Here is a 21,876-nt window from a genome sequence, read left to right as displayed (position 1 = left end):
CCGCTCGTCGGGCCCGGCACAGGCCCTTATTGCACCAGCGAACCGAACAGCGAATGTGGCCGTGCATCGTCGATATGGATGTCGACGAACTGGCCGATCAGCGTGGGATTGTCGCAGCGGAAGTTGACGATACGGTTATTCTCCGTGCGCCCCTGCAACTGCCCCGGGTCGCGTCGCGAATAGTCGGTTACCAGGATGCGCTGCAGGGTGCCGACCATCTGTCGGCTGATCTCGAAGCCCTGGTGGTCCAGGCGGTGCTGCAGTGCAGCCAGGCGTTCCTTCTTCAGCGCCTCGGGGGTGTCGTCCGGCAGGTCGGAGGCCGGGGTGCCCGGACGCGGGCTGTAGATGAACGAGTAGGAGAAGTCGAAGCCGACCTCGGCCACCAGCTTCATGGTGTTCTCGAAGTCTTTCTCGGTTTCGCCGGGGAAGCCGATGATGAAGTCGGAACTGATGCAGATGCCCGGTACCGCCGCCTTGAGCTTGCGCAGCTTGGACTTGTACTCCAGCACCGTGTGCCCGCGCTTCATCGCCGCCAGCACGCGGTCCGAGCCCGACTGCACCGGCAGGTGCAGGTGCTTGACCAGCTCCGGTACCTCGGCGTGCGCCTGGATCAGGCTGTCGGAGAACTCCAGCGGGTGCGAGGTGGTGTAGCGGATGCGGTCGATGCCGTCGACGGCCGCCACCACCCGGATCAGCTCGGCGAGATCGGCCACGCGACCGTCGTGGGTCTGGCCCCGGTAGCCGTTGACGTTCTGGCCCAGCAGGGTGACTTCACGCACGCCGTTCTCGGCCAGGTGGATGATCTCGGCCAGCACGTCGTCGAACGGGCGGCTGACCTCTTCGCCGCGGGTATAGGGCACCACGCAGAAGGTACAGTACTTGCTGCAGCCTTCCATCACCGACACGTAGGCGGTGGGGCCGTCGATACGCGGTTCGGGCAGGTGGTCGAACTTCTCGATCTCGGGGAACGACACGTCGACTTGCGGCAGGCGCGTGGTGCGCGCCGCGTCGATCATCTCGGGCAGGCGGTGCAGGGTCTGCGGGCCGAACACCACGTCGACATAGGGCGCGCGCTTGCGGATCGAATCACCTTCCTGGCTGGCCACGCAACCGCCCACGGCGATCACCATGTCGGGCTTGGCGTCCTTGAGCTCGCGCCAGCGGCCGAGCTGGGAGTAGACGCGGTCCTGGGCCCGTTCGCGGATCGAGCAGGTGTTGAGCAGGATGACGTCGGCGTCTTCGGCCCGCTCGGTCACCTCCAGCGCTTGATGTTCACCCAGCAGGTCGACCATGCGCGAGCTGTCATACTCGTTCATCTGGCAGCCATGGGTTTCGATATAGAGCTTCTTGGCCATGCGTGATCATCAGGTGATTCAAAGAACCGCGCATTATAGGGCGCGTGGTCGAGGGTTCCTAGCGCTGTCGTTCGGGCGGCTATGTTATAGTTTGCGGCTTATTTCCCCCTGTGACTGTTCCAGCCCCCAATGACCAAACGCGAAGCTCCCATCTACAAAGTCATCTTTCTCAACCAGGGCCAGGTGTTCGAGATGTACGCCAAACAGATCTACCAGAGTGACCTGTGGGGTTTTCTGGAGATCGAGGAATTCGTGTTCGGCGAGCGCACTCAGGTCGTGGTCGACCCGAGCGAGGAGAAGCTCAAGGCTCAGTTCGAGGGTGTGGTGCGCAGCTTCGTGCCCATGCATTCGATCGTGCGCATCGACGAGGTCGAGCGCCTGGGCACGCCGAAGGTCAGTGAAGCCCGTGGCGTCAGCAACGTGATGCCGTTCCCGATGCCGATGCCCGAGAAGTAACGGCTGCGTTACGGAAGGGGTGCGAAGGGCGTGCGACCGTCGACGGTCTGCAGCTCCAGCAGGTACTTGCGAAAGATCTGGCCGAGTACCTGGGTGGCCATCTCCAGTTCGTCGCGCTGCATTTTTGCCGACACTTCGTCGGCCATGTCCAGCGCGTCTTCAGCGCCGTTCACCGCGGCCATCTTCAGCACGATATAGGCCTGCACGTTGTTGGCGGCGACGCCTTCGCCGCGAAAGAACATGCTGCCCAGGCGATATTGCGCTTCGGCGTGGCCTTGCAGCGAGGCCTGCTCGAAATAGTTGAGTGCCTTGTTCAGGTCTTGCGGGGCGTTCTTGCCGTCGTAATAGAACTCGCCCAGCTCGTACTGCGCCTGTGCGTCGCCGGACTGCGCGGCCTGCTGGCAGCTGGCCAGGGCCTGTTGCAGTTCTTCGGCAGGCGTATTGAGGGTGCAGCGGCCTGCTGCCGGGATCAGCAACGAGTTACCGCCTGCGGTGGCCAGCAGGGGCTGAAGTAGCAACAGGCAGCCCAGTGCGAGGGCGCGGCCGGCGCGGTTCATGGTGATCGACTTACCTCTGCAAAGCTGCGGCCAATGTGTCTGGTGGCACATTATGGGATAAGCAGCGCCCACCTTACAAAGTCTTTACTCGATTTTCTGCCGAGGGAGGAAGGCGGGGAGGCTTGCGGTGGCTGTTCTGGCGTCTTTGCCGGCCAGGCCGGCCCCTGCAGTTTGCATGAGATTGCATGCAAACTGCAGGGGCCGGCCTGGCCGGCGAAGCGGTTTCACAGCTTGGCGAAGGCCCGCTCGGCAGCATCCAGGGTGATCTTCAGCTCGGTCTCGCCGTGGGCGATGGAGGTGAAGCCGGCTTCGAATGCGCTAGGCGCCAGGTATACGCCGCCTTCGAGCATCAGGTGGAAGAAGCGCTTGAAGCGCTCGGCATCGCTGGCCATCACGTCGTCGAAGGTGACGATGTCGTCGGCGCCGCTGAAGTACAGGCCGAACATGCCACCGGCCTGGGTGGTGACGAACGGCACGCTGGCCGCATCGGCGCGCTGCTGCAGGCCATCGAGCAGGCGGCTGGTGAAGGCGCTCAGCTCGTCATGGAAGCCCGGACGGCTGATCAGCTTGAGGGTGGTCAGGCCCGCGGCCATGGCCAGCGGGTTGCCCGACAGGGTGCCGGCCTGGTACACCGGGCCCAGCGGCGCGATCTGCTCCATGATGTGGCGCTTGCCGCCGAAGCAGCCCACCGGCATGCCGCCACCGACGATCTTGCCGAAGGTCGACAGGTCCGGGGTTACCCCGTAGTGCGCCTGGGCGCCGCCCAGGGCCACGCGGAAACCGGTCATCACTTCGTCGAAGATCAGCACCACGCCGTGCTGGTCGCACAGGCTGCGCAGGCCTTCGAGGAAGCCCGGTGCCGGTGGCACGCAGTTCATGTTGCCGGCCACCGGCTCGACGATGATGCACGCCACGTCCTGGCCGACTTCACCGAGCATCTTCGCTACCGCGTCGATATCGTTGAACGGCAGGGTCAGGGTGTGCTTGGCGAACGCCGCCGGCACGCCGGCCGAGCTTGGTACGCCCTGGGTCAGCAGGCCGGAGCCGGCCTTGACCAGCAGGCTGTCGGAGTGGCCGTGGTAGCAGCCTTCGAATTTGATGATGCTGTCGCGACCGGTGAAGCCACGGGCCAGGCGGATCGCGCTCATGGTCGCTTCGGTGCCGGAGCTGACCATGCGCACCATTTCCATCGACGGCACGATCGAGCAGACCAGGTCGGCCATCTCGGTTTCCATCGCGGTCGGGGCGCCATAGGACAGGCCGTGGGCCAGTTGCTTGCGCACCGACTCCAGCACGTCCGGGTGGCTGTGGCCGAGGATCATCGGGCCCCACGAGCCGACGTAGTCGACATAGCGCTTGTCGTCTTCGTCAGTGACATAGGCGCCTTCGGCGTGCTTGAAGAACAGCGGCGTGCCGCCCACGCTCTTGAACGCACGCACGGGCGAGTTCACGCCACCGGGGATGTGCTTCTGGGCATTGGCAAACAGGGTTTCGGAACGAGACATGTCGGGCTCTCTCAGGCAGATGCGAACAGGGCGTTGAAGGCGCGGGCGCGGCGAGTGACCTCGGCCGTGCTGTCGGCGCCGAACAGGCCGTGAATCACCGCCAGCAGGTCGGCGCCATGGGCGACCAGCGGTGCGGCGTTGTCCAGGGTGATGCCGCCGATCACGGCAATCGGCAATTTGATGCGGCCACGGGCGTCGTCCAGCAGTTGCACGTTGCAGGCCGGGGCGCCGGGTTTGGTGACCGAGTTGAAGAAGCGGCCGAAGGCGACATAGTCGGCGCCTTCGCGGGCCGCCTGCTCGGCCAGGTCGAGCTGGGCGTGACAGGTGGCGCCGATGATCGCGCTGCGCCCCAGCAGGGTGCGCGCCGGGGTCAGCGGGCCGTCGGTCTGGCCCAGGTGCACGCCGACGTCCAGGCGCGCGGCCAGCTCGGCATCGTCATTGATGATCAGGCGGGTGTTGTAGCGCTCGCACAGGGCCTTGAGCGCTTCGGCCTCGCCCAGGCGACGTGCGTGGTCCTGGCTCTTGTCGCGGTATTGCAGCAGGGTCACGCCACCTTCGAGGGCCGCTTCGACGTAGGCAAGAAAGCGGCCAGCCAACAGTTGGCTGTCGGTGATGGCATACAAACCACGTAACTTCATCGTGCAGGCCTCGGGGCGGTCGGTCAGGAACAGAAATCCAGGGGCAGGCGGCGTGGCACGTACTGGCCCTGGCCGAGTTTTTCGGCGTCACGCAGGGTGCGCCAGGTGTAGTCCAGCGCCGAGCGTACCGCGCTGTGCAACTGCTCGCCCAGGGCCAGGCGTCCGGCCAGGGCGCTGGCCAGGGTGCAGCCCGAGCCATGGTAGTCGCCCGGCAGGCGCTGGCAGGTCCAGGTGTGGTGCTCGCCGTCGCGGCTGTACAGGCGGTTGTGAATTTCGTGTTCGTCGCCGTGGCCGCCGGTGATCAGCAGGTGCTTGACGAATGGCAGCAGTTTTTCGGCGCATTCATCGGCACTGCCTTCGGGCAGTTCGGCCAGGATGCGGGCCTCGGGCAGGTTGGGCGTGGCAATGGTGGCCAGCGGCAGCAGGCGTTCGCGCATGGCGTAGCCGACCTCGTCCTTGCCCAGGCGACCACCGCCACCGGCGCGCAGCACCGGGTCGCACACCAGCGGCAGGTGCGGGTGGGCGCTGAGCAGTTCGACGATGGTGTCGACCATGGCCAGCGAGCCAAGCATGCCAAGCTTCACCGCTGCGACGGTCGAGTCGGTCAGCACGGCATTGGCCTGGGCCAGCACCCACTCGCGGTCGAGCACGCGGAAGTCACTGACATTGACGGTATTCTGCACGGTCAGGGCGGTGACGGCCGGGGCGGCGTGACAACCTTGAGCGATCAGGGCTTCGATATCTGCCTGCAAGCCGGCGCCGCCACTGGGGTCGTGGCCGGAGAGACAGAGGACAACGGGGCGGGAGCTGTAGGTATTCATGGTGCGCGAGCTTACCACCAAACGCTTTTGGCGGGTCTTCCAGGCAGGCGGTGTTTTTGATCGACAGGTCAGATTGCGTCTCTGATATAGGCTGAAAGCCTCGAGATAGAGCCTCTGAATTGAATTGAAACAACACCGCTGGAAGCGCCGGGAACCTATGCTAGAGTGCTCGCCAATCGATAACAGGTACTGTCGGATTTCGTCGCCTCAAACGGACAGGAGGCCAACGCGACGCGACTGCACATGCCACGCCGGGGCTGTATGCGTAATTTGCTGACTTTCTTGCTGTGCTGTTTGCCACTGTTGGCCAGCGCTGCCGATTTCGACGACACCACCCGGCAGTTGCCGCTGGGCCGCCTGATGCAGGTGTATGAAGACCCCGATGGCAGCGCCAGCATCGCCCAGGTGAGCTCGCCGGACTTCGCCAGCCGCTTCGAGCCGCACCAGGCCGACGTGCTCAACGCCGGCTATTCGACCTCGGTCTTCTGGATCAGGCTCGACCTGCGCTACACCGCCACGGCCCAGGCGGCGCCACGTCACTGGCTGCTGGAACTGGCCTACCCGCCACTCGATTACCTGGAGCTCTACCTGCCCGATGCCGCCGGGCACTACTACCTGGCGCAGCGCACCGGGGATGCCTTGCCCTACGCCAGCCGCCAGATCCGCCAGAACAACTACCTGTTCAATCTGCCGTTCGCCCCCGGCCAGGCGACCACTTTGTACCTGCGCCTGCACAGCGAGGGTTCGGTACAGGCGCCGCTGACGTTGTGGTCGAGCGATGCGTACCTGGAGGCGCAGCCCACGCGGCTGTATGTGCTGGGGCTGATCTACGGCGTGCTGCTGGGGATGCTGGTGTACAACCTGTTCATCTTCATCAGTGTGCGCGACAGGAGCTACCTCTACTACATCCTTTACATCGCCTCGTTCGGCCTGTACCAGGTCTCGGTCAATGGCGCCGGGGTGGCGTACTTCTGGCCGGACCACCCGTGGTGGGCCAACGCCGCCACCCCGTTGTTCATCGGCGCCGCGGGCCTGTTCGGTTGCCAGTTCGCGCGCAGTTTCCTGCAGATGGCCAGCCACAGCCGCGCCTTCGACCGCTTCCTGCAGGGGCTGATGGCCTGTTCGGTGCTGGTGATGGTGATGTCGCTGGCGCAGGACTACGGGATCGCCCTGCGCCTGGCTACCGCGCTGGCGCTGCTGTTCACGGTGAGCATCTTCGCCGCCGGGCTGTTTGCCTGGTGGCGCGGCATGCGCGTGGCACGCTACTTCATCATCGCCTGGTCGGCCTTTTTGCTCGGCGGGCTGGTCAACACCCTGATGGTGCTGGGCTACCTGCCCAATGTGTTCCTGACCATGTACGCCAGCCAGATCGGTTCGGCGCTGGAGGTGGGGCTGTTGTCGCTGGCCCTGGCCGACCGCATCAACAGCATGCGCGAAGAACAGGCGCGCACGCTGCGTGAGGCCGGGCTGACCCTGGAGCAGGCCAACCTGCAGCTGGCGCGCAGCAATCGCCTCAAGGACGAGTTCCTGGCCACCGTTACCCATGAGCTGCGCACCCCCATGAACGGTGTGATCGGCTCGCTGGAACTGATGCAGATGGCCACCAGCGAGCAGGAGCGTACCCCCTACCAGCACACCGCCAACGCTGCCGCGCAGAACATGATGCGCATGGTCGACGACATCCTGATTCTCACCGAGCTCAAGGCCGGTCGCCTGCAGGTGCAGACCGAGCTGTTCAGCGTGCATGGGTTGCTTCACGAACTGCGTGTGCGCTTTCTGCCCAAGGCCCAGGAAAAGGGCCTGTTCTTCAACCTGGACCCGGGCATGGATCTGCCGGACGTGATCCACGGCGACCGGCGCAAGCTGGCCATGTGCCTGAGCTACCTGCTCGACAACGGGCTCAAGTTCACCCATCGCGGCGGCGTGCTGCTCAAGGTGCGGGCCACGCCCATGGGCGTCGATCAGACGAGCCTGACCTTCAGTGTGCGCGACAGCGGTATCGGCTTTCACTGCCTGGACGAGGCAGCGCCCTACCAGCGTTTCTTCCAGGTCGATGGGTCGATGACCCGCGAGTACGGCGGCCTGGGCATTGGCCTGTCGATCTGTCGCAAGTTGGCGCTGTTGATCGACGCACAGCTGAGCCATCAGTCGAGCCCGGGCGAGGGCAGTTGCTTCGAACTGACCCTGACGGCCCGGGTGCCCAGCGGGTTTTCCGGGGCGCCCAGATCGGGGCAAATCGCGGCTGATTAGGCGTTTTTGTCACTTTGAGCCGGGGGCGGGGCGTGATTCACTGGGGTCACGTCCGGATCTGCCAGGAGCCCCCGATGAACCTGCACCAGTACGCCGAAACCCACGAAGTCACCAACCAGCCGCCCAGCCTCGAAGGCGCCAATCTGTATCGCCTCGACCTGCCGCTGCAGCAATGGTCGCGCCATTACGGCGCGGGCTGGGCCGAGTCGCGCATCGATGCCTACGGCGCGCTGGCCGGTGGGCCGCTGATGGCCGCAGGCTTTCTGGCCAATCAGAACAAGCCGCAGTTCAGCAGCCATGACCGTTATGGGCATCGGATCGATCTGGTGGAGTTTCACCCGGCCTACCATGAGCTGATGCGGACTGCCATCGAGCATGGCCTGCCCTCGCTGCCTTGGGCCGAGCCGCGTGCCGGCGCGCATGTCGCCCGTGCCTCGATGACCTACCTGCACAGCCAGGCCGAAGCCGGTAGCGGCTGCCCGCTGACCATGACCTTTGCCGCGGTGCCGGCGCTCAGGCTGCAACCGGACCTGGCCGAGTACTGGGTACCCAAGGTGCTGGCCACCGCCTACGACCCGCGCAATGCCGGCGACCGGCACAAGGTGGGGGTTACGCTGGGCATGGCCATGACCGAGAAGCAGGGCGGTACCGACGTGCGTGCCAATACCACCCGGGCCTACCCGGTGGGCGCGCCGGGGCCGGGCCAGGCCTACGAGCTGGTGGGCCACAAGTGGTTCTGTTCGGCACCGATGTGCGACGCGTTCCTGACCCTGGCGCAGACCGACAAGGGCCTGAGCTGCTTTTTGCTGCCGCGCCATCGCCCGGATGACACGCGCAACCAGTTCTATATCCAGCGCCTGAAGAACAAGCTGGGCAACTGTTCGAACGCGTCCAGCGAGGTGGAGTTTCGCGGCGCCCTGGCCTGGATGATCGGCGAGGAAGGCCGTGGCGTGCCGACCATCATCGAGATGGTGGCCATGACCCGTTTCGACTGCATGGTCGGCTCCAGCGCGCTGATGCGCCAGGCCCTGACCCAGGCCGCGCACCACTGCGCCCACCGCACGGTCGGGGGCCGGGTGCTGGCCGAGCAGCCATTGATGCAGAACGTGCTCGCCGACCTGGCCCTGGAAAGCGAGGCGGCGCTGGCCCTGAGCCTGCGCATGGGGCATGCGCTGGACCAGCCCGACGACCCGCACCAGGCGCGCTTTGCGCGGCTGATGACGGCGGTGGGCAAGTACTGGATCTGCAAGCGCGCGCCGGCCATGATCAACGAGGCCGCCGAATGCATGGGCGGCGCCGGTTACGTGGAAGAGAGCATCCTGCCCCGGCTGTACCGCGAGGCCCCGGTCAACTCGACCTGGGAAGGCTCGGGCAACGTGCAGTGCCTGGACGTGTTGCGTGCCCTGTCCAAGGAGCCCGGTGTACTGGACACGCTGTTTGCGGAGCTGGGCGATGGCCATGGCGACCCGCGTCTGGCCGCACACATCGGCAACCTCAAGGCGGCCTTCGCCGATACCGGCGACATCCAGTACCGCGCCCGCCAGCTCACCGAGGACATCGCCCTGGCGGTGCAGGCCAAGCTGTTGCTGGAGGCCGGCAATGCGGCGGTCAGTGACGCCTTCATCGGCAGCCGGCTGTCCGGCAGCGGCCGGGTCTACGGCACGTTGCCGCGCGGGGCGGACGTGGCGGCGCTGGTGCAGCGGGCCACACCGAACTGGCCGCTCTAACGTGCGTGCCTTTGCCGGCGGATATAGGCAAGATGGGCCCATGCATGTCAGACAGACAGGAAGTACATTGTGAGCCGTACCGATGAAACCTTCGTTGTCGTGGAAACCGCCGAGCAAGCCGTCGACCAGTTGGCCGCCTTGCACGAATCCGCCACCGCCGCACTGAGCCAGGCGCTCAAGCGCTACCTCAAGGACCGCACCGAGCCCAATGCGGCCGAGCGCGCACAGTTTCGTTACCCCGAACTGCGCCTGACCTACCAGTATCAGGGTGACGTACCGGTGATCACCCGGGCCTACGCCAAGGTTCAGTTGCCGGGCACCTACAGCATCACCGTGACTCAGCCGGCCGCGTTTCGCGGCTACCTGCTGGAGCAGCTCGGGCCCTTGATGCGCGACTTTACCGTGACGGTCGAAGTGGGGCTGAGCGAGCAGAACATTCCCTACCCCTATGTGGTCGAGCAGGGCGATGAACTGGCCGGCACCGGCATCACCGCTGCGGCGCTGGCGCGGGTGTTCCCCAGCACCGACCTGTCGGCGGCCACCGACGGCATCGCCGACGGGCTGTACGACTGGGCCAACGTCGACCCGCTGCCGCTGGCGCTGTTCGACGCGGCGCGGGTCGATTTCTCGCTGCGCCGGCTGGTGCATTACACCGGCAGCGACTGGCGGCATGTGCAGCCATGGATCCTGCTCACCAACTACCACCGCTATGTCGACCAGTTCATCACCCACGGCCTGGAGCAACTGCGCCAAGACCCGCGCTTCGTGCGCATGGTGCTGCCGGGCAACGTGGTGATCGAAAAGGCCATGGACAATGGCGAGGCACAGGCGCTGGTGGCCGGGGTGGTGTGGCACCGCTACCAGATGCCGGCGTATCACCTGATTGCTGCCGACGGCCATGGCATCACCCTGGTCAATATCGGCGTGGGCCCGTCCAACGCCAAGAACATCACCGACCATCTGGCGGTGCTGCGCCCGCACTGCTGGCTGATGATCGGCCACTGCGGCGGCCTGCGCCAATCCCAGACCATCGGCGACTACGTGCTGGCCCACGCCTACATGCGCCGCGACGGCATCCTGGACCGTGTGCTGCCGCCCAATATCCCGATCCCGGCCCTGGCCGAGGTGCAGTTGGCGTTGCAGGAAGCGGCGGCGCAGGTGACCGGCGAACGTGGCGACGAGCTGAAAAAGCGCCTGCGCACCGGCACCGTGCTGACCTACGACGACCGCAACTGGGAGCTGCGCTGGGCCCAGGAGCGCCCATTGATCAACCTGTCGCGGGCTGTGGCAGTGGACATGGAAAGCGGCACCATCGCCGCCCAGGGCTACCGCCTGCGCGTGCCCTACGGCACCTTGCTGTGCGTGTCCGACAAGCCGCTGCATAGCGAGATCAAGCTGCCGGGGGCGGCCAACGCCTTCTACAACCGGGCGGTCAGCCAGCACCTGAAGATAGGTATTGCGGCGCTCGACCTGCTGCGCACCGAACTGAACTCGCTGCACTCGCGTAAACTGCGCAGTTTCGACGAGCCGCCGTTCCGCTGAGGCCCCATGCCGTTACCCCCCCGTTCCAAGCCGCGGCCCGCCGCGGCCAAACCCGCCGGCCCGCGTCGCCAGGCCAAGGCGCCGCCGGCCGCGCCGCGTCTGCTCCTGTTCAACAAGCCCTTCGACGTGCTGACCCAGTTCAGCGACGGGGAGGGCCGCGCCACCCTCAAGGACTTCATCGATGTACCGGGCGTATACCCGGCCGGGCGTCTGGACCGCGACAGCGAAGGGTTGTTGCTGCTGACCAATGACGGCCAGTTGCAGGCGCGCATTGCCGACCCCAGGCACAAGTTGCCCAAGACGTACTGGGTACAGGTGGAGGGCGAGCCGACCGAGGAGCAGCTGCAGCGCTTGCGCGAGGGTGTGCAACTGAATGACGGCATGACCTTGCCGGCCCAGGCGCGTCATCTGGAAGAGCCGCAACTGTGGCCGCGCAACCCGCCGGTACGCTTTCGCAAGAGCGTGCCGACCGCCTGGCTGGAGTTGGTGATCAAGGAAGGGCGCAACCGCCAGGTGCGACGCATGACTGCGGCGGTAGGCTTGCCGACCCTGCGCCTGGTGCGCGTGCGGATCGGCGACTGGAGCCTGGATGGGCTGGACCAGGGCTGCTGGCGCGAGGTGCCGGCGCGGCGCTAGACGCCTTCGATGAAGCCGATGACCACGCTCTTGATGACGAAGGCGAGAATGCCCAGGCCCAGCACGAAAAACAGGATGAAGGTGCCGAACTTGCCAGCCTTGGATTTTTTCGCCAGGTCCCAGACGATGAAACCCATGAAACCAATCAGAATGGTGACCAGGATGGTCATCATCCATTCTTCGAACAACGCAGGATCCATCGATCTTCTCCGCCAGGTTGAAGCGCGCGATTATACGCCCGGCCCGCAGCGCTGACTAACGCAGGTGCGTAAGGGGCAGCTCGGTGCTGGCCAGCACCTGGTTGAGCACGAAGCTCGAACGCACGCTGGTGACGCCTTCGATGCGGGTCAGGTGGCCGAGCAGCAGCTTCTGGTAGTGGTCCATGTCTGGCACCACTACCTTGAGCTGGTAGTCGGCATCCATGCCCGTGACCAGGCTGCACTCCAGCACCTGGGGCAGGCTGCGGATGGCGGCCTCGAAGGTTTCGAAGCGCTCGGGGGTGTGTCGGTCCATGCCGATCAGCACGTAGGCGGTGAGGCTCAGGCCCAGCTTCTTGCGGTCGAGCAGGGCGACCTGGCGCGAGATGTAGCCATCGTCCTCCAGTTGCTTGACCCGCCGCGAGCAGGGCGAGGGCGACAGGCCGATCCGTTCGGCCAGTTCCTGGTTGGAGATGCGCGCATCGCGCTGCAGTTCGGCAAGAATGCTCAGGTCGTATCGGTCGAGCTTGCTCATGAATGAAGCCTTTTCTGTTTCGATTGCTGCGGATTATCAATCCTTAGTTAAAAATTGCGCAAGTAATGTTTTTTTGAGCAATTTTCGCAATCCTCTGTCGCAGCGCTTGCCTATGATGGTCAACAGAATCACTGCCCGGACACATGTCCACAGCGGCGGCCCCAATCAGGGGCGCTGCGGCCAGCAACCCCACCGGGTTGTGCTCGGCCCCCGGGCTGCACACTGTTCACAAGACAGCGTGAGGTGAGCCGGCGTCACAAGCGCCGAGCACGGACGAAAATCTCGAAGGGTGGCCTCAGGGTCACCCTTTTTTAATGTCCGCAATTTCATCTGGCGCCTGCTGGCGCGTGGCAGGCGGCCTGATAGAGTAGGCCATGAATGCCAGCGGGAGAGAAACAGCATGAAGTCGCGCATCTGGCAGTTGGCAGGTGTTGGTCTGCTTTGCCTGAGCCTGGGCGTACAGGCCCAGGACGAGCGTCGCGGACCACAGCAGGACCCCAATGGCGGCGAGCGCCCGCCTGCGTCCTCGCCGCTCAACGCACGCCCGGACGAGGTCCGCCAGACCCAGCCGCCACGCCAGGGGTACTATCAGGACGTGCCGCGGCGCAATGACGCCAATCAGCACTGGCAGGCTGGCGGGCCGGGGCAGCGCCCTGGCGAAGGGCACGGCAATGGCTGGGGCCCCGGGCCTCAGTATCGGCCGGGGCACACCATAGACCGCTTCCCGGAACCGTACCGGCGCGTGCCGTATCGTGGCAGTGACTACTACTATTCCGGTGGCTACTGGTATCGCCCGCAGGGGCCGCATTACGTGGTGGTGGCGCCGCCTTACGGGGTACGGGTGAACTACCTGCCCGACTATGCGCGGCAGGTGTGGGTGGGCAGTGCGCTGTTCTTTCTGGCTGCAGGCACCTATTACCAGTACCTGGACGACAGCCGCGACTATGTGGTGGTAAGCCCGCCGGTGGCTGCGGCGCCGGCGCAACCGGGCAATGGCTATGACGTGATTGCCTACCCGGCCAACGGGCAGTCGCCACAGCAGGTCGATCAGGACCGCTACCAGTGTCACCGCTGGGCGGTGCAGCAGACCGGGTTCGACCCGGCATCGGCGACCTACGCGCCTGCGGCGCAGGTGACGGACACCTATCGACGGGCGCTGGGGGCGTGTTTGAGCGGGCGCGGTTACAGCGTCAACTGAAGCGCAACAGCTTCGCCGGCAAGGCCGGCTCCTACACGCACAGCGTGAATCCCGTAGGCGCCGGCCTTGCCGGCGAAGGGGGCTGCTGTGTCACTCCACCGGGTCGGCATGCACCAGCACTTCGGCCTTGGGGTACTCCCGGCGGATCGCCGCCGCTGCCGCATCGCACAGCACGTGGGCCTCGGTCAGCGTCAAGGTGCCCGGCAGCTCCAGGTCCACCTGCACGAACCAGCGGTTGCCCGACACCCGGGTGCGCAGGTCATGCGCGCCCTGCACGCCAGGCACCGCGCACACCAGTGTCATCATCTGCTCGCTCACCTCGCCGGGCAGCTCCTTGTCCATCAGGATGGCCGAGCTTTCACGGGCGATCTGCAAGGCACTCCATAGAATGTACAGCGCGATGCCCAGGCCAAAGTACGCATCCACCTGTGGCCAGCCGAACCGCGCCAGCACCAGCGCGACCAGGATGCTGGCATTGAGCAGCAGGTCGGAGCGGTAGTGCAGCGAGTCGGCGCGCACGGCGGTCGAGCCGGTGAGGCGCACCACCCTGGCCTGCACCATCAGCAAGGCGACGGTCAGCCCCAGCGACAGCAGCATCACGACAATGCCCACCGTGGCATCACCCAGCGGCGTGGGGTTTTTCAGGCGTTCGACCGCCTGTACGCCGATCAGTACCGCACTCACCCCGATGAACAGCGCCTGGGCCATGCCGGCCAGTGCCTCGGCCTTGCCGTGCCCGTAGCGATGATCGTCATCGGCCGGGCGCAGGGCATAGCGCACCGCCAGCAGGTTGAGGAACGAGGCCACGCCGTCGAGCATCGAGTCGGTCAGGCCGGCCAGCAGGCTGACCGAGCCGCTGAGCCACCAGGCCACCGCCTTGCTCACGATCAGGATGCTGGCGACCCCGAGCGAGGCATTGGTCGCCAGGCGCAGCAGGCGGGCGTGTTCGGCGCTGGTGTTCATCGGTCGTCCTTGTGCGGGCGGTCAGGCGGCGGGCTTGAGGCCGTACATCGCCAGTTGTTCAACGCTGCCCTTGTGCTGTATCAGGCGCGGGTCGTTCAGCGGCAGGCGCTGGCCCAGCTCGCTCTCCAGGATGGCCTGCAGGCGCACCTTGTCGACCTTGCCATCGGCAGCGATGGCCTTGTTCAGCGTGTGCGGGTCGACCTGGGCGGTCTTGCCGCCGGGCAGGTAGATGGCGCCGGTGGCAAAGTCGACGCCGAAGGCGATCAGCCCGGGGATCACGTAGAACAGGATACCGATGGCATCCAGTGCCACGATCACCGGATCGACCTTGCCTTCGATCTGGCCGCGACGGTCGGGGAAGAACAGGGTGCCGCAAGCCGTCAGCTGGGTCAGCAGGGCAGCAACCACGGCACCGCCGATAAGGCGTGAAGGAATACGCATGTGAATCTCCGCAAAGTAGGCCGCACCGCTACCGGCGAAATGCCGGAGGGTGCAGCTAAGACCATGATAAGGCAGGCTCGGTTCGCCGTTATACTCGGCCGATTGTTCGAGGGCTACCATGAATTCATTACCGATCGATGCCGTGCTGCCGGCCTTGCGCACCGCCTTGCAGCAGCGCCACGAAGCCGTGCTCGAGGCACCGCCGGGCGCCGGCAAGACCACCCGCGTGCCACTGGCCCTGCTCGATGAGCCGTGGCTGGCCGGCCAGCGCATCCTGATGCTCGAACCGCGCCGGCTGGCTGCCCGCGCGGCAGCCGAGCGGCTGGCCAGCGAACTGGGCGAGGCGGTGGGCGAAACCGTCGGTTACCGCATTCGCCTGGACAGCAAGGTCGGCCCGCGCACCCGCATCGAAGTGGTCACCGAAGGCATCCTCACCCGGCGCCTGCAGGACGACCCGGCGCTGGACGGGGTGGGCCTGTTGATCTTCGACGAATTTCACGAGCGCAGCCTGGATGCCGACCTGGCCCTGGCCCTGAGCCTCAACGGCCGCGAGCTGCTGCGTGACGAGCCGCCGCTGAAGATCCTGCTGATGTCCGCCACGCTGGAAGGGCAGCGCCTGTCCGCGTTGCTCGACGACGCCCCTGTAATCAGCAGCGAGGGGCGCATGTATCCGGTGCAGATGCGCTGGGGGCGGCCGTTCCAGCCCGGCGAGTTCGTCGAGCCGCGGGTGGTCGACACGGTGTTGCAGGCGCTGGCCGACGAGCCGGGCAGCCTGCTGGTGTTCCTGCCTGGCCAGGCCGAGATCCGCCGTGTGCACCAGGCCTTGCAGGAGGCCCTGGGTGAGCGACGCGAGATCCTGCTGTGCCCGCTGCACGGTGAACTCGATCTCGCGGCCCAGCGCGCCGCCATCGAGACGCCGGCCGCGGGCCTGCGCAAGGTGGTGCTGGCGACCAACATCGCCGAAACCAGCCTGACCATCGACGGCGTGCGGGTGGTGATCGACGCCGGGTTGGCGCGGGTGCCGCGTTTTGACCCCGGCAGCGGCATGACCCGCCTCGATACCCAGCGCATCTCGCGCGCCAGCGCCACCCAGCGGGCCGGGCGCGCCGGACGCCTGGAGCCGGGCGTGTGCTATCGGCTATGGTCCGAGGCCCAGCATGACCAACTGGCTGCCTACGGCAGCGCCGAGATCCTGCAGGCCGACCTTGCCGGGCTGGCCCTGCAATTGACCCGCTGGGGCGTGGCCCCGGCGCAGCTTTGCTGGCTCGACCTGCCACCGGCGGCGGCCTACGCCCAGGCCCAGGACCTGCTGGTGCGCCTGGGGGCGCTCAGGCCGGGGCAGTTGCTGGCGCTGACCGAGCATGGTCAGGCCATGGCCGAGTTGCCGGCACACCCGCGCATCGCACACCTGCTGCTGCGGGGCCAGGACCTTGGCCTGGCCCAGATGGCCTGCGATGTGGCGGCACTGCTGGGCGAGCGTGACATTCTGCGCGGGGCGGGCGCCGACCTGCACAGCCGGCTGGCCCTGCTCAGTGGCGAAACCCGTGCAGCCCGAGGTGGGCAGGGCGGGGTGCAGCGGGCGCGACAACTGTCCCGCCAGTACCGCAGCTACCTGCGCGGCAAGGCCGGCGCGGCCGTGGCCGACCCTGAACATTCCCGCTGGCTCGGTGCCCTGCTGGCGCTGGCCTACCCCGACCGGGTCGCCCAGCAGCGCCGTGCCGGCGGCGCCGAGTACCGGTTGGCCAACGGGCGTGCGGCGCTGTTCGGTGAGGCCGACGCGCTGATGAAGCAACCCTGGCTGGTGATCGCCGACCTCGGCAGCCGCCAGGGGCAGCGCGAAGAGCGCATCTACCTGGCGGCCGAATTCGACCCGGCGCTGTTCGACGACGTGCTCGCCGAGCAGGTGCGCCACGTGGATCAACTGGATTGGGACGAGCGTGAGAACGTGCTGCGTGCCGAGCGCCAGCGCAAGGTCGGCGAACTGATGCTCAGCCGCGAGCCGCTGACCGGGCTGGGCGAGGATGCGCGTGCGCGGGCGCTGCTTGACCTGGTGCGGCGCAAGGGCCTGGAGCTGCTGCCCTGGACCCCGGAGCTGCGCCAGTGGCAGGCGCGGGTGGCACTGTTGCGCGGGCTGGATGTTGCGGCGGCAGGCCAGAGCGAATGGCCGGACCTGAGCGACGCGGCCTTGCTGTCCAGCCTTGAGCACTGGCTGCAACCCTTCCTGGGCAAGGTCACCCGGCTCAGTCATTTTGCCCAGCTCGACCTGTCGTCCATCCTGCGCAACCTGCTGCCCTGGCCGCTGCCGCAGCGCCTGGACGAATGGGCGCCGGTGCACATCGGCGTGCCCTCGGGTTCCAACATCCGCCTGGACTACAGCGAGACGCCGCCGATTCTGGCGGTGCGCTTGCAGGAACTGTTCGGCCTGGCCGAAACCCCGCGCATCGCCCAGGGCCGCCAGCAGGTGTTGCTGCACCTGCTGTCACCGGCACGGCGCCCGGTGCAGGTGACCCAGGACCTGGCCAATTTCTGGCGCAGCACCTACGCCGAAGTGAAGAAGGACCTCAAGGGCCGCTACCCCAAGCACTACTGGCCGGACGACCCGCTGGTGGCCGAAGCCACCGCGCGGGCCAAGCCGCGCAAGTAGCCGCTAGGGCGGCGTCGGCAACAGCAGGCGCGCGCTCAGCGGCAGGTGATCGGAAATCTGCAGGGTGTCCTGCTGCAGCACCCGGGCGCTCAGGCGCTGCAGCTTGGGGCTGTGGAACAGGTAGTCCAGGGTGCGGTCCGGGCCGTTCAGGCGCGGGTCGTTGGGGTAGTGGGTCAGCCAGGCGCTGCGCTCGGCGCCACCGGCTTCGGCGTTGTTGGGGATCATCGGATACTTGTCCCACAGCAAGTGCAGGTCGCTGTCGGCGCCATAGTGCTGGCGCTGCTCGGGGGTGAGCCGGCGGTACTGGCCCAGCGGCAGCAGGTTGAAGTCGCCACCGATAAGCCACGGCGTGCCCTGGCTTTCCAGCTTGTCGAGCAGCGCGCCGAGCTGGCGCACCTGCTGGCGCTGGATATCGCTGCCGGGAACGAAGGGCGCCAGGTGCGTGTTGAGCACCGCCAGCGAGCCGCCATCACGCAGCGGCAGGTAGCTGGCCAGCACCGCCTGTTGCGGCTGCAGCAGGCGGCTCAGGGCGTTGTCGGGGGCCGAGGGCAGGGCCAGGCGTTCGGCCTGCTGGATGGGGTAGCGGCTCAGGGTCGCCAGGCCGCGGCCGACGCTGCCGAACACATGCCGGTCGGGCACGAAGTCCGCCTTCCAGTCGTAGGCCTGCACCGCACAGGGGTAGAGGTCGGCCAGGCGCTCGCGCAGCAGGGCCAGCTGGTCCTGGTAGGCGCTGGCCTTGGCGTTGGTGTCCAGTTCCTGCAACAGCACGATGTCGGGGTTGTCGGCGCGGATCACCCGCGCCACCTCGTCGAGGTTGAACGCCAGGTCCTGTTCGGTAGGGCGGGTGTCACTGCCCCGGCCTTCGTCATACCAGAACACGTAGCCCTTGCCGGCCAGGTACTGGATGTTCCAGCTCATGACCTTGAGCATCTGGCCCGGCACCAGCGGCGTGGCCGTGCCACGGCAGGCCACCGGCAGGGCCTCGCGCGGCTCGGGTTGCCAGCTCAGGTGACTGGCCAGCAGCCACAGCAGGGCAAGTATCAGCAGCAGGGTCAGCAGGGCATTGCGCAGTAGTCGGATCATCGGCTCGGCTTGGCGTCGCAGGTGAACCCGCAGCATACCCGAGCCGTTCGTCGCCTGCTTGGTTCAGCTCGGGTCGCGGGCCAGCGGCGGCTCGGTGACCAGCATGAACATGCGAAAGCTCACCAGGGTGCTGAACAGGGTGAGGAAGCCGTTGAAGCTGCCCACCAGCAGTTCCAGCCACAGCTCGGGCTCTTCGCCGATCAGGCTGCGGGTCAGCGCATCGATCAGCCACAACGGGATCATGGCCACGATCATGCACACCAGGATCTGCCAGAAGTGGCCCTTGCACAGCTCGAAGCTCTGACGCATGGCCGGCAGCGGTTGCAGGCCGCGCAGCACCAGCAGGTACTCGGCGAACACCAGGTTGACCATCACCCAGATGCCCGGAAGGATGAACAGCGCGCAGCCGGCCACGATCAGCAGCAGGCAGACGATCATCAGCAGCGCGAACGAGGGCCACAGGCGCAGCGACATGGCCAGCAGGTCGCGCTTGCGCGGCTCTTCACCCTGGCTGCGGGCGTCCAGGTAGAGGATCAGTGCGCCGCTGTAGAGCGGGTAGAACACCAGGCCCAGCAGCATGCCGTAGGCCAGGGTACGGGTCTGGCTGCCGAACTGTGCATAGATCGCCTGGGCCAGCAGCGTTTCGATGACGATCAGCGGCAGGCACAGCTTGGCGATACTCAGCAGGTGGCGGCGGAAGAAATACAAGGAGTCTTGCAGAACGCTAAGCGGATTCATCAGTCGATATCGCAGTGACAGAGCAGGCCGCTACTTTAGCCCAGCGGTCGAACCTGAACAAAGTTTCATGCCGCGGGCCGATTGAATCGCCCATGCTGGAACCCCATCTAGTGCTCACCTGTAATCCCCCGGCTATCCAGTGAGGTCGCCCCATGAACCACGAAGAACAAACCTTGATCGACGGCCTGTTCGGCCGCCTCAAGCAAGCCGAGAGCGAAGGCGCACCGCGTGATGCCCAGGCCCAGGCGCGCATTGCCGAGCACCTGCAGCAACAGCCGTCGGCCCCTTACTACATGGCCCAGGCGATTCTGGTGCAGGAGGCCGCGCTCAAGCGCCTCGATGAACAGAACAGGCAATTGCAGGCCGATCTGAACCAGGCCCGCGCACAGGTGGCGGCCACTGCGCCGAGCAGCGGCGGCTTCCTGTCGAGCATCTTCGGCGGGGGGGCACGGCAACCCGAGCCGCAGCCGCAGCGCGCGGCCCAGCCGGCCCCGGCACCTGCCACCAGTGGTGGTGGCTGGCGTGAACCGGCCAGCGGCTTTGGCGGGCCCGGCGTGGCCCCTCAGCAGCAGGGTTTCAACGCCGCGCCCCAGGCCGCACCGGCCCGCGGCGGCGCCAGCAGCTTTCTGGGCGGTGCACTGCAGACCGCCGCCGGCGTGGCAGGCGGGGTGATGCTGGCGCAGGGTATCAGCAGCCTGTTCGGGCACCACGGGTCGCAGCCCCAGGAAGTCACCGAGATCATCAACGAAGCGCCGGCACCGGCCAGCGACAGCGGCTGGGGCGGTAACGACGAGCAGCGCCTGACCGCCGACAACGGTGGCTACGGCAATGATCAGGGCGGCTTCATGGACGCCGACTACGGTGACGATGGCGGCGGCTTCTTTTCGGACGACGATTCCTTCGTCTGAGCCGCGCACATACCCGTACTGCCGTCAGGCTGGCATACTGGGCGCCGAAACGGCCCCGGTATGCGGGGCCGGCCCCTGGCGTGACGAGGAAGTGCGGTGAAGAAGATTGCGGTGTTCGCCGATGTCCAGAACCTCTACTACACCGTGCGCCAGGCCTATGGTTGTCATTTCAACTACGCCGCCTTCTGGGCGCACGTCAGCCAGGACGGCGAGATCGTCGAGGCGGTGGCCTATGCCATCGACCGCGGCGACAGCAAGCAGCAGCAGTTTCAGCAGATCCTGCGCAACCTCGGTTTCACGGTCAAACTCAAACCCTATATCCAGCGCAGCGACGGCTCGGCCAAGGGCGACTGGGACGTGGGCATCACCCTGGACGTGATCGACGCCGCCTCGCGGGTCGACGAAGTGGTGCTGGCCTCCGGCGATGGCGATTTCGACCTGCTGCTGGAACGGGTGATCAACCGTCATGGCGCCGAAGCGGTGGCCTATGGCGTACCGGGGCTCACCGCCAACTCGCTGATTCGCGCCGCCACCCGCTATGTGCCCATCGAAGGCGCACTCCTGCTCAAGCACTGAGAGCTACCCGAGGTTTTTGTGGAACGTATTGCGGTCATCGACTTTGAAACCACCGGCATCTCGCCGGGTGCCTACTGCCGCGCCACCGAAGTGGCGGTGGTGATGCTCGAACGCGGGCGCATCGTCGATCGCTACCAGAGCCTGATGAATGCCGGCGTGCCGGTACCGGCCTTTGTCGCCGGGCTGACCGGCATCACTACCGCCATGCTGCGCAGTGCGCCGGCCAATGCGCAGGTGATGAACGAGGTGGCCGAGTTCGTTGGCAGCACGCCCTTGCTGGCGCACAACGCCTCGTTCGACCAGAAGTTCTGGGACTACGAACTGAGCCTGATCGGACGCTCGCGGGTGCAGTCGTTCGCCTGTTCGATGCTGCTCTCGCGGCGCCTGCTGCCGGCTGCGCCGAACCACAAGCTCGGCACCCTGACGCGCTGGGCCGGGCTGCCCGACACCGGCACCGCTCACCGGGCCATGGCCGATGCCGAGATGGCCGCCAACCTGGCCCAGCACCTGGCCGGCGAACTGCGCCAGCGCCACGGTATCAGCGAGGTGTCGCACCCGCTGTTCTGCAGCCTGCAGAAGGTCCCGGCAGCCAAGGTTGCCGAAACCCTCAAGCGCTACCGCTAGGCTTTCTTGCCGTTGCTGTCGAGCTGGCCGAGCGGCACCCGTCGCTCTACCGCGCTGGACAGGATGATCGAGGTCTTGCTGAACCCGAACTGCGCCACGTGGTTGATCAGCTCTTCGAGTTCCGGCATCGAGCCGACCGCCGCCTGCATGATCACGCACGGATCGCCGGTGACCCGGTGGCACTCGGTGATCTGCGGGATACGCGCCAGGTCCTCATAGGTCTGCTGGTTGCCGTGGCTGGCCAGGCGCAGCTCGATCACGCACTGGATCGGCAAGCCGATCCGGCTCATGTCGACCTTGGCCTGGTAGCCGGTGATGACCCCGCTGGCCTCGAGCTTGGCCACCCGCTCGGCCACCGCCGGGGCCGACAGGTTGACCTTGCGCGCCAGTTCGGCGAAGGAGGCGCGGCCGTTGTCGAGCAAGGCGGCGAGGAGCATGCGATCGTACTTGTCCATGGGGCGTGGGTACCAGGTGTTGAAACG

22 protein-coding genes are annotated in these 21,876 nt (G+C 66.4%); 10 read left to right on the top strand and 12 right to left on the bottom strand.

The window, feature by feature from the left end:
- Nucleotides 1-26: 26 nt before the first annotated feature.
- The gene (gene miaB, locus NP552_RS18575) at nt 27-1,355 is read right to left on the bottom strand and encodes a tRNA (N6-isopentenyl adenosine(37)-C2)-methylthiotransferase MiaB (RefSeq protein ID WP_043863887.1); all 1,329 of its coding nucleotides are present in this window, start codon (nt 1,353-1,355) and stop codon (nt 27-29) included.
- 129 nt (nt 1,356-1,484) lie between these two features.
- On the opposite strand from miaB, the gene NP552_RS18570 reads away from it, so the two are divergent.
- The gene (locus NP552_RS18570; RefSeq protein WP_043863886.1) at nt 1,485-1,811 is read left to right on the top strand and encodes a DUF1820 family protein; all 327 of its coding nucleotides are present in this window, start codon (nt 1,485-1,487) and stop codon (nt 1,809-1,811) included.
- Nucleotides 1,812-1,819: 8 nt separating this feature from the next.
- Here the strand turns inward: NP552_RS18570 and NP552_RS18565 are convergent, their stop codons facing one another.
- From NP552_RS18565 to NP552_RS18550, 4 genes are all read right to left on the bottom strand, one after another.
- Entirely contained in the window at nt 1,820-2,368 is a 549-nt protein-coding gene (locus NP552_RS18565) for a tetratricopeptide repeat protein (RefSeq protein ID WP_058540589.1), read from the bottom strand.
- Nucleotides 2,369-2,592: 224 nt separating this feature from the next.
- The gene (gene hemL / locus NP552_RS18560; protein ID WP_054916347.1) at nt 2,593-3,873 is read right to left on the bottom strand and encodes a glutamate-1-semialdehyde 2,1-aminomutase; all 1,281 of its coding nucleotides are present in this window, start codon (nt 3,871-3,873) and stop codon (nt 2,593-2,595) included.
- A gap of 11 nt (nt 3,874-3,884) precedes the next feature.
- Nucleotides 3,885-4,511 carry a thiamine phosphate synthase gene (gene thiE / locus NP552_RS18555; protein WP_058540588.1) on the bottom strand — a complete coding sequence of 209 codons (627 nt, stop codon included), beginning with the start codon at nt 4,509-4,511 and terminating at the stop codon, nt 3,885-3,887.
- Nucleotides 4,512-4,534: 23 nt separating this feature from the next.
- Nucleotides 4,535-5,332, bottom strand: a complete 798-nt coding sequence (locus NP552_RS18550) for a hydroxymethylpyrimidine/phosphomethylpyrimidine kinase (protein ID WP_054916370.1) — start codon at nt 5,330-5,332, stop codon at nt 4,535-4,537.
- Nucleotides 5,333-5,593: 261 nt separating this feature from the next.
- On the opposite strand from NP552_RS18550, the gene NP552_RS18545 reads away from it, so the two are divergent.
- From NP552_RS18545 to NP552_RS18530, 4 genes are all read left to right on the top strand, one after another.
- Complete coding sequence (locus NP552_RS18545; RefSeq protein WP_274097025.1) at nt 5,594-7,582, top strand: sensor histidine kinase; 1,989 nt, start codon at nt 5,594-5,596, stop codon at nt 7,580-7,582.
- Between the two features lie 74 nt (nt 7,583-7,656).
- Complete coding sequence (locus NP552_RS18540; protein ID WP_274097024.1) at nt 7,657-9,309, top strand: acyl-CoA dehydrogenase family protein; 1,653 nt, start codon at nt 7,657-7,659, stop codon at nt 9,307-9,309.
- A 69-nt stretch (nt 9,310-9,378) separates the two neighbouring features.
- Nucleotides 9,379-10,851 (top strand): AMP nucleosidase, encoded by a 1,473-nt coding sequence (amn, locus tag NP552_RS18535; RefSeq protein ID WP_043863881.1) that lies wholly within the window; start codon nt 9,379-9,381, stop codon nt 10,849-10,851.
- A 6-nt stretch (nt 10,852-10,857) separates the two neighbouring features.
- The gene (locus tag NP552_RS18530) at nt 10,858-11,487 is read left to right on the top strand and encodes a pseudouridine synthase (RefSeq protein WP_043863880.1); all 630 of its coding nucleotides are present in this window, start codon (nt 10,858-10,860) and stop codon (nt 11,485-11,487) included.
- Here NP552_RS18530 and NP552_RS18525 read toward each other — a convergent pair.
- Complete coding sequence (locus tag NP552_RS18525; protein WP_043863879.1) at nt 11,484-11,687, bottom strand: DUF2788 domain-containing protein; 204 nt, start codon at nt 11,685-11,687, stop codon at nt 11,484-11,486. The two genes, NP552_RS18530 and NP552_RS18525, sit on opposite strands and share 4 nt — an antisense overlap.
- A 55-nt stretch (nt 11,688-11,742) precedes the next feature.
- Entirely contained in the window at nt 11,743-12,219 is a 477-nt protein-coding gene (locus NP552_RS18520) for an Lrp/AsnC family transcriptional regulator (protein WP_043863878.1), read from the bottom strand.
- 400 nt (nt 12,220-12,619) lie between these two features.
- Here NP552_RS18520 and NP552_RS18515 point away from each other — a divergent pair, with 400 nt between their 5' ends.
- On the top strand, nt 12,620-13,417 hold the full coding sequence (locus NP552_RS18515; RefSeq protein ID WP_078481375.1) for a DUF6515 family protein: 798 nt from the start codon (nt 12,620-12,622) through the stop codon (nt 13,415-13,417).
- 90 nt (nt 13,418-13,507) lie between these two features.
- Here the strand turns inward: NP552_RS18515 and NP552_RS18510 are convergent, their stop codons facing one another.
- A complete protein-coding gene (locus NP552_RS18510) occupies nt 13,508-14,380 on the bottom strand; it encodes a cation diffusion facilitator family transporter (RefSeq protein WP_054916351.1) in 873 nt (290 codons plus the stop codon).
- Between the two features lie 21 nt (nt 14,381-14,401).
- Nucleotides 14,402-14,821: a hypothetical protein gene (locus NP552_RS18505; protein ID WP_043863875.1), complete on the bottom strand. Its 420-nt coding sequence runs from the start codon at nt 14,819-14,821 to the stop codon at nt 14,402-14,404.
- A 118-nt stretch (nt 14,822-14,939) separates the two neighbouring features.
- On the opposite strand from NP552_RS18505, the gene hrpB reads away from it, so the two are divergent.
- Entirely contained in the window at nt 14,940-17,465 is a 2,526-nt protein-coding gene (gene hrpB / locus NP552_RS18500) for an ATP-dependent helicase HrpB (protein WP_274097023.1), read from the top strand.
- A 3-nt stretch (nt 17,466-17,468) separates the two neighbouring features.
- Here the strand turns inward: hrpB and NP552_RS18495 are convergent, their stop codons facing one another.
- On the bottom strand, nt 17,469-18,548 hold the full coding sequence (locus NP552_RS18495) for an endonuclease/exonuclease/phosphatase family protein (protein ID WP_274097022.1): 1,080 nt from the start codon (nt 18,546-18,548) through the stop codon (nt 17,469-17,471).
- Between the two features lie 63 nt (nt 18,549-18,611).
- The gene (locus NP552_RS18490; RefSeq protein WP_043863873.1) at nt 18,612-19,286 is read right to left on the bottom strand and encodes a hypothetical protein; all 675 of its coding nucleotides are present in this window, start codon (nt 19,284-19,286) and stop codon (nt 18,612-18,614) included.
- A gap of 152 nt (nt 19,287-19,438) precedes the next feature.
- Between NP552_RS18490 and NP552_RS18485 the strand changes: the two genes are divergently transcribed.
- The 3 genes from NP552_RS18485 (at nt 19,439) to NP552_RS18475 (ending at nt 21,394) form a co-directional block, all read left to right on the top strand.
- Complete coding sequence (locus tag NP552_RS18485) at nt 19,439-20,194, top strand: DUF2076 domain-containing protein (protein WP_253086434.1); 756 nt, start codon at nt 19,439-19,441, stop codon at nt 20,192-20,194.
- A 96-nt stretch (nt 20,195-20,290) separates the two neighbouring features.
- Nucleotides 20,291-20,770, top strand: a complete 480-nt coding sequence (locus tag NP552_RS18480; RefSeq protein WP_043863871.1) for a LabA-like NYN domain-containing protein — start codon at nt 20,291-20,293, stop codon at nt 20,768-20,770.
- An 18-nt stretch (nt 20,771-20,788) separates the two neighbouring features.
- Nucleotides 20,789-21,394 (top strand): 3'-5' exonuclease, encoded by a 606-nt coding sequence (locus tag NP552_RS18475; protein ID WP_043863870.1) that lies wholly within the window; start codon nt 20,789-20,791, stop codon nt 21,392-21,394.
- Here the strand turns inward: NP552_RS18475 and NP552_RS18470 are convergent.
- Nucleotides 21,391-21,849 carry an Lrp/AsnC family transcriptional regulator gene (locus tag NP552_RS18470; protein WP_043863869.1) on the bottom strand — a complete coding sequence of 153 codons (459 nt, stop codon included), beginning with the start codon at nt 21,847-21,849 and terminating at the stop codon, nt 21,391-21,393. The two genes, NP552_RS18475 and NP552_RS18470, sit on opposite strands and share 4 nt — an antisense overlap.
- Nucleotides 21,850-21,876: the final 27 nt, after the last annotated feature.

It is taken from the genome of Pseudomonas sp. 8209 (assembly GCF_028682105.1).
GTDB classification, from domain to species: domain Bacteria; phylum Pseudomonadota; class Gammaproteobacteria; order Pseudomonadales; family Pseudomonadaceae; genus Aquipseudomonas; species Aquipseudomonas palmensis.
Note: the sequence above shows the minus strand (reverse complement) of the source record. Positions and strands in the feature narration are given on the sequence as shown.

What these genes read in the sequence shown, in the direction of transcription:
- NP552_RS18485 (WP_253086434.1), top strand. Translation starts at nt 19,439, where the DNA reads ATGAACCACGAAGAACAAACCTTGATCGACGGCCTGTTCGGCCGCCTC.
- NP552_RS18545 (WP_274097025.1), top strand. Translation starts at nt 5,594, where the DNA reads ATGCGTAATTTGCTGACTTTCTTGCTGTGCTGTTTGCCACTGTTGGCC.
- NP552_RS18510 (WP_054916351.1), bottom strand. Translation starts at nt 14,380, where the DNA reads ATGAACACCAGCGCCGAACACGCCCGCCTGCTGCGCCTGGCGACCAAT.
- hrpB (WP_274097023.1), top strand. Translation starts at nt 14,940, where the DNA reads ATGAATTCATTACCGATCGATGCCGTGCTGCCGGCCTTGCGCACCGCC.
- NP552_RS18470 (WP_043863869.1), bottom strand. Translation starts at nt 21,849, where the DNA reads ATGGACAAGTACGATCGCATGCTCCTCGCCGCCTTGCTCGACAACGGC.
- NP552_RS18515 (WP_078481375.1), top strand. Translation starts at nt 12,620, where the DNA reads ATGAAGTCGCGCATCTGGCAGTTGGCAGGTGTTGGTCTGCTTTGCCTG.
- NP552_RS18505 (WP_043863875.1), bottom strand. Translation starts at nt 14,821, where the DNA reads ATGCGTATTCCTTCACGCCTTATCGGCGGTGCCGTGGTTGCTGCCCTG.
- thiE (WP_058540588.1), bottom strand. Translation starts at nt 4,511, where the DNA reads ATGAAGTTACGTGGTTTGTATGCCATCACCGACAGCCAACTGTTGGCT.
- miaB (WP_043863887.1), bottom strand. Translation starts at nt 1,355, where the DNA reads ATGGCCAAGAAGCTCTATATCGAAACCCATGGCTGCCAGATGAACGAG.
- NP552_RS18540 (WP_274097024.1), top strand. Translation starts at nt 7,657, where the DNA reads ATGAACCTGCACCAGTACGCCGAAACCCACGAAGTCACCAACCAGCCG.
- NP552_RS18570 (WP_043863886.1), top strand. Translation starts at nt 1,485, where the DNA reads ATGACCAAACGCGAAGCTCCCATCTACAAAGTCATCTTTCTCAACCAG.
- hemL (WP_054916347.1), bottom strand. Translation starts at nt 3,873, where the DNA reads ATGTCTCGTTCCGAAACCCTGTTTGCCAATGCCCAGAAGCACATCCCC.
- NP552_RS18530 (WP_043863880.1), top strand. Translation starts at nt 10,858, where the DNA reads ATGCCGTTACCCCCCCGTTCCAAGCCGCGGCCCGCCGCGGCCAAACCC.
- NP552_RS18490 (WP_043863873.1), bottom strand. Translation starts at nt 19,286, where the DNA reads ATGAATCCGCTTAGCGTTCTGCAAGACTCCTTGTATTTCTTCCGCCGC.
- NP552_RS18520 (WP_043863878.1), bottom strand. Translation starts at nt 12,219, where the DNA reads ATGAGCAAGCTCGACCGATACGACCTGAGCATTCTTGCCGAACTGCAG.
- NP552_RS18550 (WP_054916370.1), bottom strand. Translation starts at nt 5,332, where the DNA reads ATGAATACCTACAGCTCCCGCCCCGTTGTCCTCTGTCTCTCCGGCCAC.
- NP552_RS18525 (WP_043863879.1), bottom strand. Translation starts at nt 11,687, where the DNA reads ATGGATCCTGCGTTGTTCGAAGAATGGATGATGACCATCCTGGTCACC.
- NP552_RS18495 (WP_274097022.1), bottom strand. Translation starts at nt 18,548, where the DNA reads ATGATCCGACTACTGCGCAATGCCCTGCTGACCCTGCTGCTGATACTT.
- NP552_RS18565 (WP_058540589.1), bottom strand. Translation starts at nt 2,368, where the DNA reads ATGAACCGCGCCGGCCGCGCCCTCGCACTGGGCTGCCTGTTGCTACTT.